This is a genomic window from Pseudomonas sp. CF161 (assembly GCF_000416215.1).
Lineage (GTDB): Bacteria > Pseudomonadota > Gammaproteobacteria > Pseudomonadales > Pseudomonadaceae > Aquipseudomonas.
Genome location: NZ_ATLP01000093.1, coordinates 198,157 through 212,010 on the forward strand (window position 1 = coordinate 198,157; position 13,854 = coordinate 212,010).

A 13,854-nucleotide genomic window follows, 5' to 3' on the forward strand; every position below is an offset into this window, starting at 1 on the left:
AGCGGCGGCCACAGGCGCGGGCTCAGCGAATGATTTTATCGACCTGGATCCCGAGCTTTTTCAGGCGATACCAGAAGCTGCGCTCGGAGATGCCGATCAATTGCGCGGCGGCGGCTTGCACGCCATTGCTCTGTTGCAGGGCGCTGAGGATGTAGGCTTTTTCCACCTCGGCCAGGGCCGCTTCCAGGTCGCTGGGCACGCTGGCCCCTGCGCTCAGCGCGAGCCCCGGGGCGCTGTCGGTCGCTGGCGGGGTGAACAGGTAATCCGGCAGGTCGTTCTCCTCGATCACTGCCCCCTTGGCGACGATGGTCGCGCGTTCGACGCAATTCTGCAGTTCGCGGATATTCCCCGGCCAGCTGTAGTTGGCCATGGCCTGCAGGGCCTGCGGGCTGAAGCCGCTGATGCGTTTGCCGGCGGTGGCGCCCAGGGTATGGGCGAAGTGGCGGGCCAGGGGCGCGATGTCTTCGACCCGCTCGCGCAGGGCGGGCAGGGGGATGGGGAAGACATTCAGGCGGTAGTAGAGGTCCTCGCGAAACTCCTTGTTGGCCACCGCTTCGAGCAGGTTCTTGTTGGTCGCGGCGATCACCCGCACATCGACCTTGCGCTCGCGGGGGTCGCCCACCGGTTCGATCACCCGCTCTTGCAGGGCGCGCAATATCTTGGCCTGCAACGCCAGGGGCATATCGCCCACTTCATCGAGAAACAGCGTGCCCTTGTCAGCCTGCTGGAAACGCCCGACCCGGTCGGCCACGGCGCCGGTGAAGGCGCCCTTGCGGTGGCCGAACATCTCGCTCTCCAGCAACCCTTCGGGAATCGCCGCGCAGTTGACCGCCACAAATGGCCGGCCGGCGCGGTTGCCGTGCTTGTGGATGGCTCGGGCGACCATTTCCTTGCCGGTGCCGCTTTCGCCGGTCAGGAGGATGGTGGCGCTGCTTTCACGCACCGAGTCCACGGCTTGCAGCACCCGGCGAAAGGTCGGGCTGTCGCCCACCAGGCTGTCGATCTGCTGGTGCTCGTCGAGCTCGGCGCGCATGCGCTGGTTGTCTTTGAGGATGTCGCGAAACTGCAGGGCCTTGCTGACGGTGATGTCCAGCTCGTCGATATCGAAGGGTTTGGCAATGTAGTCGTAGGCGCCATCGCGCATCGACTGCACGGCGTTTTTCACCGTGCTGTAGGCGGTCATCACGATCACCGGCAACTGCGGGTAGCGCTGCTTGATCTCGGCCAGCAGCTGCGGTCCATCCATGCCGGGCATGCGCCAGTCGCTGATCACCAGGTCGATGTCTTCCTGCTCCAGGACCTTGAGCGCGTGCAGGCCGTTGCTGGCGGTAAACACCTGGATGCCGTTCTGGCTCAGGGCCGACGACAGCAGGTCGCAGAGTTTGGGCTCGTCATCGACCACCAGCAGGTTATGCGTCATCAGCGTCCTCTTCGTCATCTTCACCGTTGGCCGGAATGTACAGGCTGAACGTGGCGCCGGCATCTTTTTCACTGCTGCATTCGATGTGCCCGTCATGGTTTTCCATGATCGAGAACACCTTCGCCAGGCCCAGGCCGGTGCCCGAGGCCTTGGTGGTGACGAACGGCGTGAAGATGCGTTCAAGCATGTCCGGCTCGATGCCTTGCCCGGTGTCGGCGACGCTGATGATGGTGTAGTCCTCGTCCTGGGCGATGCCCAGGGTCAGGCGTCCGCCTTCGGGCATGGCGTCTATGGCATTGAGGATCAGGTTCAGGCAGGCCTGCTTGAGCTGGCGTGCATCGGCGTACAGGGTCGCGCCCGGGGCCCGGTCGTCGATCCGCGCATCGATCTTGTGCAGGGCCAGTTCCGGTTCGCAGAAGCCGATCAGTTCTTCCATCAGCGGCCGGGCCGGCTGGGTCGAGCGCATGGGCGCGCTGGGCTTGGCGAAGTCGAGGAAGTCGGTGATCAGGTCGTTGATGCGGCTGACTTCGCTGATCACGTATTCCAGGTGGCGCTTATCGCCGTCGGGCAGATCGGCACGGCGGTGCAGCAGTTGGGTCGCGGTCTTGATGATGCCCAGCGGGTTGCGGATTTCATGGGCCAGGCCCATGGCAACCTCGCCCAGGGCGTGCAGTCGGTCGCGGCGCCGCAGTTGCGACTCCAGGTGCTGTAAATCGCCCAGGCGCTCGGTCATGTGGTTGAAGGTGCTGCTCAACTCGGCCAGTTCATCGCCGCCGCTGACCGGCACCCGCTGCCGGTAGTCGCCGGCAATCACCGCCTGCACCCCTTTGGACAGGCCGCGCAAGGGCCGGGTCAGGCGCTGCGAGACCAGCCAGCCGACGGCCAGGGAGGCTGCCGAGCTGAGGAGGAAAATCAGGATGAACAGGTTGCTCTGGTTGACCAGCCCCACCAGGCTGCTGTGGCGCAGCAGGCCGCTGAAAATCACCCCCACCAGGTCGCCGCTGTCATTGAAGATCGGCCGATACAGGCCGCTGTAGCGGCTGGTGAATTGTTCGCTGGGCTGGCGCGTGGTGCGCAGGATCGCCTCGATTTTTTCCGGCACGCGGTTGGGGTGATCCTCGAAGCGCTGGGTGGCGAAGATCTCGGCAAAGTCATCGGCCTTGGCCAGGTACAGGCGCAGGTCGAGGGAGTGCACTTCGGCCACGCTGGTGAGGAAGCTGGCATCCAGGTAGGTGGCGATCAGCAGTTGGTAGTCGATGCCATCCAGGGTGGTCTGGAAGGTCGAGACCACCACGCCGGTCGCCACGCCGCCGACCTGGACTGTCTGCAGTACGGCGTTGGACGCGGTGCTGATCTGCCCGACGATGTTGTCGGCCGCGGTGCTGAACACCACTTTGTGGTCGCTCTTGCGGATCAGCGCCACCACGTCGATGCCCATCGAGTCGGCGATGTCGGCGGTCAGCTTGTCGTGCTTGGCCGCATTGCGATCGGTGGGCGGGCGGGTATAGCGCAGGAACAACTGGGCGATACGGGCGTTGTCGTGGAGGATTTCGGTGATCTCGTCCTCGACGATCTTGGTCGACTCCTGCAGCCAGATACGCACGTTGCTGTCGAAGATTTCCGACAGGGTGGCCGCCGCCAGCTCGGCGGCGATCATGGTCGGGATCACGCTGACCATCCAGAAGGCCAATACCAGCTTGCGCTGCAGGCTCCAGCGAGAGATGGCAAACGGGCGCGGGGGACGGCGTTCTTTTTTGGTCATGAACTTTCGCTTATTGCAGCAGCCATGGCGGGGTCGGATCGATCCGGGCGGACCAACAGTTTTATCAGTTTGAGCAGGGTGTTGAGCAAGGGGTTTCGATGCCGGAAGAACAGCGTATTGCCGGTAAAGGAACAGCCCAGGCGCAGTTTACTGGCGTAGCCGGCCTGGCCACACTCGTACAGCGCAATCTTGTGTTCGATACAGTAGTCGACATTGGCCAGCCAGCTACGCATGTACAGGTTGTGCTCCCGGGTGAGGTCCAGGTCGTGGGCGAAAAACTTGTCGATCAGCCGATGCTGGTCGATGAGGATCAGGTTGAACGCCACCAGTTGTTCGTCGATCCAGTACAGCACGCAAGCCGCGCGCTCGCCCAGGTGTTCGAGGATGCCGGTGAAATAGTCCGCCGGCAGGCGTTCGAATTGCAGGTCGCTGCGCGCCAGCGTCGCTTCATACAGCCGCATGATGTCGGGCATCACATCGTCGATGGTGCGCCGCCATTCAATCCGCGGGCCCGGCGCGCGCAGTTTGCGCCGCAGGTCCTTGCGCGTGGATTTGCCCAGGGTGCCCAGGTACGCGTCGATGGAACCAAAGGGAATCGGCAGCAGCGCGCTCGGCAGGCTGGGCATCGCCTGGAAGCCTGCGGCCTGGCAGCTGTCGGCCCATTGCCGGTCGCTGCTGGGGGCGTCCTTGACCGCCCGCAGGCCGATGCCGAGGTCGTCGGCATCGCGTTGGGCGATCAGCAGCAGGTGTTCCAGCAAGGCCTGGCGCCGTTCGACCGGCACATGGCTGGCGGTGCCGGCATTGCACTGTTCGGCCACGGGCGAACCGATGGCGTACAGGCGCAGTTGCAGCAGCCCCGGCCAATAGCGCTGCAGGCGCTCGGTGATGCGCTTGCCGAGCCCCTGGACTGTGGTGTCGAGCCGATACCCGGTGGTGAAGGCCGGTGCCACCGCCACCAGGGTCGAGCCTTCATAGAGCGCCAGGTAGCGCCATTGGAAGTCTTCGATCCCGGCGTTTTCCACCGCCAGGTAATAGTCCCAGTCCTCCAAGGCATTCGGGAAACAGTCATTCCAGGCACAGCGGTCGATGGCCTGGATGGTCGAATAGGCTTGGGCGGTAATCACGTCTCGTCCTTAAGTTACGCCAGCTGTCGATAGTCTTCGCGCACGGCTGGCGAGTGAGCCCGTTGCTCGATGAACGCAAGGCTTAACTCCACGACCCGACGGTATTGCAGGTCGACCGTGATCATGTGATAGCAGTTGTCGAGGAGGATTTTGGTCACCGGGCCACCGAGTTTGCGTTCCACATAATCGGCGTTCCAGCGGCTGGTGATGTCGTCTTCGATCGAGTGCAGGACCAGGGCCGGCGTGGTGATCGACGGCATGCGTTTTTTCACCACGGCGTTCATCCGATGCAGTTCGCGCACGGTCACCCCCTCCATGGTCAGCAGCCCGGCATTGCTGCTCTCGCCGGCTTTCATCTGCCGCTCGACGATGGCCCGCAGGCGTGGGTTCTTGATGCCGTAGGGTGGTTTTTCCTCAAAGCTGCAGATGTGCACGCCGAACGGAATCTTCATCAGCAACGGGGTCAGGAACGCCAGTTTGTTGATGCTCCAGCCGTCGTACTTGAGGGTGGTCGAATACATCAGCAGGCCGCTGACCTGCCCCGGATGCTCGGACGCCACGTACATCGACATCACCGCACCCATGGACAAGCCGCCGACAAACACCTGCTGGTGCCGCTGACGCACGCCCACGAAGGTTTTGCGCACGCCCTCGTACCAGTCCTGCCAGCCGGTGGCCTGCAGGTCGCTGTTGTCCCCGCAGTGCCCGGCCAGGGTCGGCACGTACACCGTGCAGCCCTGCTTGGCCAGGCCCTGGGCCACCCGACGCAACTCCGTCGGGGTGCCGGTCAGGCCGTGGATCAACAAGACCCCGACCGGACCATTGCCGAGAACGAAGCCTGAGTCGCCTTGACCCAGATCGATCCCTGCCCGGTTCACCGCTTGGTGGCTCGAACCAGCAACTGCTCAAGCAGCTTCAGGCCCAGGTCGATTTCCGGGTAGCTGATCTCCAGGGACGGCGCCAGGGTGATCACGTTCTTGTAGTAGCCGCCGACGTCGAGGATCAGGCCCAGTTTCTGCCCATCAACCAGCATGTCGCCCTTCATGCCTTCCTCGACCATGTAGTCCAGGGTCGCCTTGTCCGGAGTGAAACCGTCCGGGCCGCAGATTTCGCAGCGCAGGGCCAGGCCCAGGCCATCGACGTCGCCGATGATCGGGAAGCGTTTCTGCAGGTCTTGCAGGCCTTCCAGGAAGTATTTGCCCTTGGCCATGACCATGGCGCCGTAGTCGACTTCGCTGGTCATTTTGAACATTTCCAGGCCGACCGCCGTACCCAGTGGGTTGGAGGCGAAGGTGGAGTGGGTCGAACCTGGTGGGAAGATTTTCGGGTTGATCAACTCTTCACGGGCCCAGATGCCGCCCAGCGGGTTCAGGCCGTTGGTCAGCGCCTTGCCGAACACGATCACGTCCGGTTGCACGTCGAAGTGCTCGATCGACCACAACTTGCCGGTACGGTAGAAGCCCATCTGGATTTCGTCGGACACCATCAGGATGCCGTGCTGGTCCAGGACGTGCTTGAGTTCGCGGTAGAAGTTCATCGGCGGGATCACGTAGCCACCGGTGCCCTGGATGGGCTCGACGTAGAAGGCTGCGTATTCGCACTGGCTGGTTTTCGGGTCCCAGACGCCGTTGTATTCAGTCTCGAACAGACGGGCGAACTGCTGTACGCAGTGGCTGCCGTATTCTTCTTTGGTCATGCCCTTCGGGCCACGGAAGTGGTACGGGAACGGGATGAAGTTGGCGCGTTCGCCGAAGTGGCCGTAACGGCGACGGTAGCGGAAGCTGGAGGTGATCGACGAGGCGCCGAGGGTCCGGCCGTGGTAGCCGCCTTCGAAGGCGAACATCAGGCTTTTGCCGTTGCTGGCGTTGCGCACCACTTTCAGCGAGTCCTCGATGGACTGCGAGCCGCCGACGTTGAAGTGCACCCGACCGTCGAGGCCGAATTTTTTCTTGGCGTCGACCGCGATCATTTCCGAGAGCTCGATCTTGCCTTTGTGCAGGTACTGGCTGGCGATCTGCGGCAGGGTGTCGATCTGCTGTTTCAGGGCGTTGTTCAGGCGCGGGTTGGCGTAGCCGAAGTTGACCGCCGAGTACCACATCTGCAGGTCGAGGTAGGCCTGGTCTTCGGTGTCCCAGACGTAGGAGCCTTCGCAGCGGCTGAAAATGCGCGGTGGCTCGATGTAGTGGACGGTGTCGCCGTAGGAGCAGTACTTGGCTTCTTTTTCCAGAAGGATCTGGTCTTCTGCGGTGGCAATGCGAATGTCAGACATGATGGAAGAGTTCCTGTGGTTCAGCAGAATTTTCAAGGGAGAAGGTATTGGCGTTGGCGCTGCCGTTAGGCAGTTGGGCCATCAGCGCAGGCAGCTCGGCGAAGGAGTCGAAGCGCGCATAAGGAATCGCATTGCGCTCGCAGTACTCGGCCAGGCGGTCCTTGGCGAAAACGAAGTCGGCGGTGGAGGCCACGCACATGTCGGACTGGCCGTCACCGATCACCAGCACGCGTTTGCCGCGCGGGGTGGATTTGCATTTGCAGTTGCCGGACGCTGCGCGGCAGGCGTCGCTGGCGTAGGGGAAGTCGATGCGCCAGCTGTTGTGGTCGACCTGGCGCAGGCGGTTGGCAAGGATCGGCAGCAGGCTCACGTAGTTGCGTGCCAGGATCCGGGCGATGCCTTGTTCGATGCCGTCGCTGACCACTTCAATGGAGGCGCCGAGGCCGGTCACATGGTCGACGAAGTCGGGGAAGTCAGGGTCGATTTCGACACTGTCGAAATACCCGAGCAGCTCGGACGGGGTCGCCTTGACCAGCGCCAGTTGGCGACTGAGGCACTCACGGGAACCGATGTGACCGTCGAGCCACTCCTGCTCGATGCTCTCCCAGCTAGGGTCGGCGAAGCGTTGGAGGACGTTGTCGATCACGTCGGTGCGGGTGATGGTCCCGTCGAAGTCACACACGATATGCCAGTGCATCATCTGCAGTTACCTGTTGGATAGGAGCGCTCTTTGCGCTTGCCAGGGAGGTAGAGCAGGGACTGTGCCAACTGGAGAAAACCCAGCAGGGCTGGGCTCGCGGGGGCGGTCTGGGGTGTTTTTCAGCTTTGTAGCTACAATTTTTGTAGCTTGCTACAAACAACATCAGTGCTTGCGCAAGCCCCGGCGTCTAGGGATTGATGCGCGCATGTTCAGACAAGGAAATACACCCATGCCCAGGTTCACACGTTCTGCCCTGTTCGCCGGCCTGCTGGCGCTGGGGGCGGGTTCCAGCGCCCTGGCCGACGACGGCATCACCGGACAGGTCGGGCTGGGCGTCGGCTACCAGCCCCATGATCCAAGCGGTAGCCGCTATGAGAGCGTGCCGTTGCCGTACTTCGACCTGGAGTGGGGTTCGGTCAGCCTCGACACCGACGACGGCCTGACCTGGGATGCCCTGTCAGCCAACGGTTTCAGCGCCGGGCCCTATATCAACTACCTGCCGGGGCGCAACGCCAACGGCTCGCTGCGCGGCCTGCGGGACGTGCCGGACATGGCCGACGTGGGTGGTTTTATCGAGTATGCGCCGGACGATTTCTGGCGCGTGTTCGCCTTCCTGGGCCACGCGGTGGCGGGGGGCGATGGTCAGGGCGGGGTGCTGGGCAAGGTCGGCGGCGAGATCGGCTACCCGCTGGGTGCCGGGATTATCGGCAGCAATAACCTGACCGCACACTTTGCCGATGGGCGTCAGGCCCAGACCTTTTTCGGGGTCAGTGGCGAGGAGTCCCTGGCCTCCGGCATCGCGCCGTACAACGCCAGTGGCGGCCTGCAAAACATTAGCCTGACCCAGAACCTGCAAATCCCCCTGGGCGGCGACTGGTCGCTGATGACCAGTGCCAGCTGGATTCGCCTGACCAACTCGGCGGCGGACAGCAGCATCGTGCGCGAGAAGGGCCAGGTCAATCAGGGCCAGGTGCAGACCGCGATCAGCTACAAGTTCTGAAACGTGCGGGCTGCGCCCAGGGTTGTTTCAGCTTTCCTCGCCCTCGGCCAGCAGGGCGATCCCGCCGATGATTACCAGTACGCCGACCCAGTGCAGCAGGCTGATCTGCTCGCCCAGGCCCAGCCAGGAGCCGAGCAGCACCACCACGAACACCAGTGAACTCAAGGGGAAGGCCAGGGACAGGCTGCTGCGTCGCAGAATCAGCATCCAGACGAAAAAGGCGCCGATGTAACAGGCGATCGCCAGCAAAATCCCCGGGTTGGCGGCCACCGCCAGCAGCCATTGCAGGGTGAAGTCCATTTGCCCCAGTTGATCGCCGGCCACCTTGGTTGCGATCTGCCCGGCGCTTTCAAAGCCGATCAGCAGGGCCCAGAGCACCACGGTGCCCAGGCGCTCGTGGAGCCAGCCGGATGAGGTGGTTGAAGTCATGTAGGGTTCCTTTCAATCGTGAATAGAGGCTCAGGTACTGGCGATGCACACCAGCATCACGCCCAGGGTGATCACCAGGGTGCCGAGCCAGCGCCGCCGGCTGACGTATTCGCCGAGGATGACCTTGCCGGCCAGGACCACGCCGCAATAGGCCAGGGCCGCGGCCGGAAACAGCAGGCTCAGGGGCGCGCGGGACAAGGCTTCGAGCCAGACGAAAAACTCGATCACATAGGCGCCGATCCCGCACCAGAGCAGGGGCGCGTTGAATACCTGGCCCCAGAACGCATTGAGGCGAAAGCCGCCTTCGAGTTCGGGCAGGCGGTCCAGGCCGAGCTTGAAACAGAGTTGGCCGATCACGTCCAGGACGATGGAAAAGGCCACCAGCAGAACAACGGTCAAAGTCACGGGTACAACTCCTCGAACAGGCTCATCAGCGCTTCATTGGTCACCGAGTTGCGCAACAGATCGGCCTGGCTCCAGCGTTCGACAGGCGGTTGGTCGGAGGTGGCCTCCCAGCGCTTGAGGGCGTTGCTGAAGGCCGGCGCGGCAAATTCGCCGCACACATCGATCCCCACCACCCGTTTGCCGTGGGCCAGCAGGCGCAGCGCCTGCAACAGGTGGCTGAGGCGCATGCCGCCCTGGTCCCAGTTGGTCGCGGCGTCTTCACTGGCCAGCACGTCCTTGTCGATGGTGATCCAGATCGCCTCGGTGGGCAGGCTGGCGATCAGTTGAGCGATGAAGCCGGGCCAGTCCTGCTCTGCCAGGTTGTGCCAGTGCAGATGGTTTTCTCGCTGCTGATGCCCGGCGCCATCGCCGATCCGGCCCCAGACCTTGGACGGCGCATGCTGCCAGGGAAACAGCTGCAGCTTGCCCTGGCGCAAGGCGCCCAGGTTGCCGCCGCGCAGTTGCGGGCTGTCGAGGTCTTCGCTGCACGGCCCCAGGGTGACGATGCGCTGGATGTGGGGCAATTGCAGCGCGCGGTTGACCCAGGAGCCGCAGTGCCGACGCGGGGCCAGCCGCACCCAGTCGGGGTGGTTGTCGAAGTGGATCAGGCTCACCGGCTCTTTCAGGGTGGCGAGAAAGGCCGGGGTCAGGTGGTGGTAGTCGCCGGAGCCGACAAAGAAGATTTCCGGCTGCGGCCCGTTGTGCGCGGGCCGCTGGCCCAGGCGTTCGGTGAAGCGACGATAGGTGCGTTCGGTGGACCAGAGCCGCAGTTTCGGGCCCAGGTCCAGCAGGTCCAGGCGTCGCGCCTGACCGTTTTCCAGGCGTCGCGTGACGGCCTCCTGGGCGGTCAGGCTGTGGTCGAGATCTAGAATATTCAACGTGAGATTTACCCATGGCAGCGCCCCGCCAGCGCTGAAACGCAGACCGGCCGGGCTTTCCACGGTGATTGCAAAGACCGGGCCACGTTCGAACGCTGGCCTGTAGCCGCAGCCTCGCGAGCTCGGCAGCGGCTACAGAGGCTGCGCTGGGCCGGATGGGCGCCGGCAGACTCTGGCGGCGACAGGTCAGGCGTGCAGGCGGACCCAGACGCTGACCAGGATCGTCGCGGCCATCAGCCAGGCCACGGCGGCTACCGCCAGGGAGGCTTCGAGGCGCAGGCGGTCGACCATCAGGTACAGGGTCGCCAGGTACACGAAGTACGGAATGATCGACCACATGCCAAAGACGATGGTGGTCTTCAGGTCTTCCACCGAACGGCCCTTGCCGACGATGTAGTGGGCGATCAGGGCGAAGGTCGGAAACAGCGGCACCAACCCGGCGATGTAGTAGTTCCGGGTTTTCGCCAGGGCGGCCAGGATCAGCACCACGCCGGCGCCCAGTGCAGCCTTGAGCAATAGATCCACAGGTATGCCTCGCTTGGGTCGGGTTAGTGGCTCAGGCCGTATTTCTTGACCTTGTCGAACAGCGTGGTCTTGGCCATGCCCAGTTCCTGGCTGGCCTGGGTCAGGTTGCCGCCGCTGCGCTGCAAGGCATCGCCCAGCAGATTGCGTTCGAAGGCTTCCACCGCTTCGGCAAAGCCCAGGCCTTGGGCCGGGTGGCTGCCGGACTTCTTGAACACCGGCAGGCCCAGGGCGAAGCGCTCGGCGACGTTGCGCAGTTCACGCACGTTGCCCGGCCAGTCGTGGCTCATCAGGATCGATACGGTCTGGTTGTCCAGCTCCGGCACCGCGCGGTCGAAACGCAGCGACGACTGCTGCAAAAAGTGCTCGAACAACTGCAGGATGTCCTCGCGCCGCTCGCGCAAGGGCGGCAGCTCCAGGGTCACCACATTCAGCCGGTAATACAGGTCGCTGCGAAACTGCTTGGCGCGGCTCAACTCATCGAGGTCGGACTTGGTCGCGGCAATCACCCGGCAGTCCACGGCCACGCTCTGGTTCGAGCCCAGGCGTTCCAGGGTGCGCTCCTGCAAGACCCGCAGCAGCTTGATCTGCAGGTTGATCGGCATACTTTCCACTTCGTCGAGGAACAGCGTGCCGTCATGGGCGTGCTCGATCTTGCCGATCCGGCGCTTGCCGGCGCCGGTAAAGGCGTTGGCTTCGTGGCCGAAGATCTCGCTTTCGAACAGGTTCTCCGGCAGGCCGCCGCAGTTCAGCGCGACGAACTGATGCGCATGACGTCGACTGAAGTCATGCAGACAACGCGCGACCAGTTCCTTGCCGGTGCCGGTCTCGCCTTCGATCAATACGTTGGCCGAGGTGTCGGCGACGTTGGCGATCAGCTCGCGCAGGTTCTGCATGGCCGGCGAGCGCCCGATGATCCGCCCTTCCAGGGAGTCGCGCTCGGCCAGCTGCCGGCGCAACGAGGACACCTCCCGGGCCAGGCCCCGCTGTTCCAGGGCGCGACGCGCAACGTCCACCAAGCGCTCGGGGGAGAAGGGTTTTTCCATGAAGTCGTAGGCGCCTTTCTGCATCGCGCCCACCGCCATGGAGATATCGCCGTGCCCGGTGATAAGCACCACCGGCAGGCTGCGATCGCGCGCCTTTAGGCGCGTCAGCAGCTCCAGGCCGTCGATGCCCGGCAGGCGGATATCACTGATCACGATGCCGGGAAAATTCTCGCCGACCTGGGCCAGGGCGTCCTCGGCACTGCCGACGCCGATGCAGGGGATGTCCTCCAGCCCGAGAGCCTGCTGGCAGCCCAGCAGGACATGGGGGTCGTCTTCGACGATCAGCACGGTGAGGTCGTGGTTCATAGCGGCTCGGCTCGAGTGGGGCTTACCAGGGGCAAGCTGAGGACGAAGGCGGTGCCTCCGGTGGCCGGGTGCTCGACACCCAGATTGCCGCCGGTGGCCGCGGCCAGGCTGGCCGACAGGGTCAGGCCGAGGCCCAGGCCCTGTTCACCCGGCTTGGTGGTAAAGAAGGGTTCGAACAGGTGCTTGCGCGCCTCGGCGTCGATGCCGTGGCCATTGTCACGCACCCGCAGGCGATATTTATCGTCGACCTGTTCGCCTTCCAGCCACAGTTCAGGCGTCGGTTGCGCCTGCATGGCGTCCAGGGCGTTGCCGATCAGGTTGACCAGGATCTGCTCCAGGCGCGTCTGGTCGATCTGCACCTTTACGTCGCTGAAGTGGCGGTGCAGGGCCAGTGGCAGCGGTTCGATACGCGCATTGAGCAGTTGCAGGGCCGCGTCCACCGCCTTGCCCAGGCTGGCTTCGCCCTGGTCGTCGCCGCGCCGGGCGAAGGAACGCAGGCTGGCGGTGATGCGGCCCATGCGATCGATCAATTCATTGATGGTCTTGAGGTTGGCGCTGGCGGTGTCCAGGGCGCCCCGCTCCAGGAAGCGCACGGTGTTGCCGGACAAGGTGCGCAGCGCCGCCAGCGGCTGGTTCAGTTCGTGGGCGATGCTGGTGGACATCTGGCCGATGGCCGCCAGCTTGCCGGCCTGCACCAGTTCGTCCTGGGCGCGGCGCAGGGTCTCTTCGGCCTGGCGTCGTTCGCGGATCTGACCCTTGAGCCGTTCGTTGCTGGCACGCAGGTCGGCGGTGCGTTCGGTAATCCGACGCTCCAGCTGATTGTTGGCTTCCTGCAGCGCTTCACGGGCGGCCAGGCGGGTGGCGATCACCTTGCGCCGTTCGTTCCAGGCAATCAGCAGGAACGCCACCAGGGCAAAGGCCACCGCCACCAGGATTCCCTGATTGATGGCTTCGCGGCGCAGGTCCTGCAACGGGGTGAGCAGGGTGAAATTCCACGGCGTGTCGCTCAGGGGGCGGGTCTGGGACAGGTAGCTGATTTCCTGTTCGTCGGAGACCAGCTCGGTGTTGGCCGGGAAGGTCAGTTTTTCCACGCCCTCGGCCAGGCGTTCGCGGGCCAGGGGTTCCAGTTCGTTGAGCGGGAACCAGTAGTACTGCAGGCTGCGGGCCAGGCGTTCCTTGGTTTCATCGCTCAGGGGGCGGACCGACTTGAGCCGCCGCGCCGGGTCGCTGGAGAGGATGATGATGCCGTTCTCGTCGCTGACAAAGGCTTCCAGACGCGCTCGCTGCCAACGCTCTTCCAAGGCTTCGAGGCGGACCTTGACCACGGCCACGCCGATGATCTTGCCCTGGGCTTCCAGGCCATGGGCCAGGTAGTAGCCTGGCTCGCCATTGGTGCTGCCGATGCCGTAGAAACGCCCGGGCTGACCGCGCACGGCGTTCTGGAAATACGCGCGAAATGACAGGTCTTCGCCGAGGTAGCTGTCGACATCCCGCCAGTTGCTGGTGGCCAGCACCCGGCCGGTGGTGTCCATCACGTAGATCGCCCGACTGCGGCTGCGCCGGTTCAGGCCTTCGAGGTAATCGTTGACCGTTTGCCGGTGCTCGGGCGTCGGGTCTTCCAGCAGCCGGGAAACGCTGGACTCCAGTTCCAGCAGGCTGGGCAGGTAGGTGTATTTGCTGATCTCGCTTTCGACGGCGCGGGCGTGCAGTTCCAGCTGCCGCTCGCCGTTTTCGCTGAGGCTGCGGACCCCGTTGTGCTCACTGACCCAAAAGCCGACATACCCCAGGCCGATCATCAGCAAAATGATCAGTGGCGGCAGGAACAGTTGGCGAATCAGGCGAGGTTTCACGGCGAGTGATGGCGGCGCGGCGCGATAGAGAGTGGGGTCGCATTTCATCACAGATGCCTTGGGTCAACCAGCATGGCGAGGGGCCTGCTCTGGTTTCCAGTCGA

General features: G+C 63.9%; 13 protein-coding genes. 1 reads left to right on the top strand and 12 read right to left on the bottom strand.

The window, feature by feature from the left end:
• Positions 1 to 22: 22 nt before the first annotated feature.
• From CF161_RS20665 to CF161_RS20690, 6 genes are read right to left on the bottom strand one after another with little or no spacing between them, the layout of a single operon-like run.
• Positions 23 to 1,420, bottom strand: a complete 1,398-nt coding sequence (locus CF161_RS20665) for a sigma-54 dependent transcriptional regulator (protein WP_020298552.1) — start codon at positions 1,418 to 1,420, stop codon at positions 23 to 25.
• Complete coding sequence (locus CF161_RS20670) at positions 1,410 to 3,182, bottom strand: HAMP domain-containing sensor histidine kinase (RefSeq protein ID WP_020298553.1); 1,773 nt, start codon at positions 3,180 to 3,182, stop codon at positions 1,410 to 1,412. Before CF161_RS20670 ends, CF161_RS20665 begins: the two co-directional genes overlap by 11 nt.
• A complete protein-coding gene (locus tag CF161_RS20675; protein WP_020298554.1) occupies positions 3,179 to 4,306 on the bottom strand; it encodes a GNAT family N-acetyltransferase in 1,128 nt (375 codons plus the stop codon). Before CF161_RS20675 ends, CF161_RS20670 begins: the two co-directional genes overlap by 4 nt.
• Positions 4,307 to 4,320: 14 nt before the next feature.
• Entirely contained in the window at positions 4,321 to 5,184 is an 864-nt protein-coding gene (locus CF161_RS20680) for a carboxylesterase (RefSeq protein ID WP_020298555.1), read from the bottom strand.
• The gene (locus CF161_RS20685; RefSeq protein WP_020298556.1) at positions 5,181 to 6,575 is read right to left on the bottom strand and encodes an aspartate aminotransferase family protein; all 1,395 of its coding nucleotides are present in this window, start codon (positions 6,573 to 6,575) and stop codon (positions 5,181 to 5,183) included. Before CF161_RS20685 ends, CF161_RS20680 begins: the two co-directional genes overlap by 4 nt.
• Positions 6,568 to 7,275: an MtnX-like HAD-IB family phosphatase gene (locus CF161_RS20690; protein WP_020298557.1), complete on the bottom strand. Its 708-nt coding sequence runs from the start codon at positions 7,273 to 7,275 to the stop codon at positions 6,568 to 6,570. Before CF161_RS20690 ends, CF161_RS20685 begins: the two co-directional genes overlap by 8 nt.
• A 229-nt stretch (positions 7,276 to 7,504) precedes the next feature.
• On the opposite strand from CF161_RS20690, the gene CF161_RS20695 reads away from it, so the two are divergent.
• Positions 7,505 to 8,275, top strand: coding sequence for a MipA/OmpV family protein (locus CF161_RS20695; protein WP_020298558.1), 771 nt, complete (start codon positions 7,505 to 7,507; stop codon positions 8,273 to 8,275).
• A gap of 27 nt (positions 8,276 to 8,302) precedes the next feature.
• Here the strand turns inward: CF161_RS20695 and CF161_RS20700 are convergent, their stop codons facing one another.
• From CF161_RS20700 to CF161_RS20725, 6 genes are all read right to left on the bottom strand, one after another.
• Positions 8,303 to 8,704, bottom strand: a complete 402-nt coding sequence (locus CF161_RS20700; protein ID WP_020298559.1) for an EamA family transporter — start codon at positions 8,702 to 8,704, stop codon at positions 8,303 to 8,305.
• Positions 8,705 to 8,734: 30 nt separating this feature from the next.
• A complete protein-coding gene (locus CF161_RS20705) occupies positions 8,735 to 9,109 on the bottom strand; it encodes a hypothetical protein (protein WP_020298560.1) in 375 nt (124 codons plus the stop codon).
• Entirely contained in the window at positions 9,106 to 10,026 is a 921-nt protein-coding gene (locus CF161_RS20710; RefSeq protein WP_020298561.1) for a hypothetical protein, read from the bottom strand. Before CF161_RS20710 ends, CF161_RS20705 begins: the two co-directional genes overlap by 4 nt.
• Positions 10,027 to 10,212: 186 nt before the next feature.
• Positions 10,213 to 10,542 carry a GlpM family protein gene (locus CF161_RS20715; RefSeq protein ID WP_020298562.1) on the bottom strand — a complete coding sequence of 110 codons (330 nt, stop codon included), beginning with the start codon at positions 10,540 to 10,542 and terminating at the stop codon, positions 10,213 to 10,215.
• A gap of 32 nt (positions 10,543 to 10,574) precedes the next feature.
• On the bottom strand, positions 10,575 to 11,900 hold the full coding sequence (locus tag CF161_RS20720; RefSeq protein ID WP_020298563.1) for a sigma-54 dependent transcriptional regulator: 1,326 nt from the start codon (positions 11,898 to 11,900) through the stop codon (positions 10,575 to 10,577).
• Positions 11,897 to 13,798, bottom strand: a complete 1,902-nt coding sequence (locus CF161_RS20725; RefSeq protein WP_020298564.1) for a sensor histidine kinase — start codon at positions 13,796 to 13,798, stop codon at positions 11,897 to 11,899. Before CF161_RS20725 ends, CF161_RS20720 begins: the two co-directional genes overlap by 4 nt.
• Positions 13,799 to 13,854 lie beyond the last annotated feature (56 nt).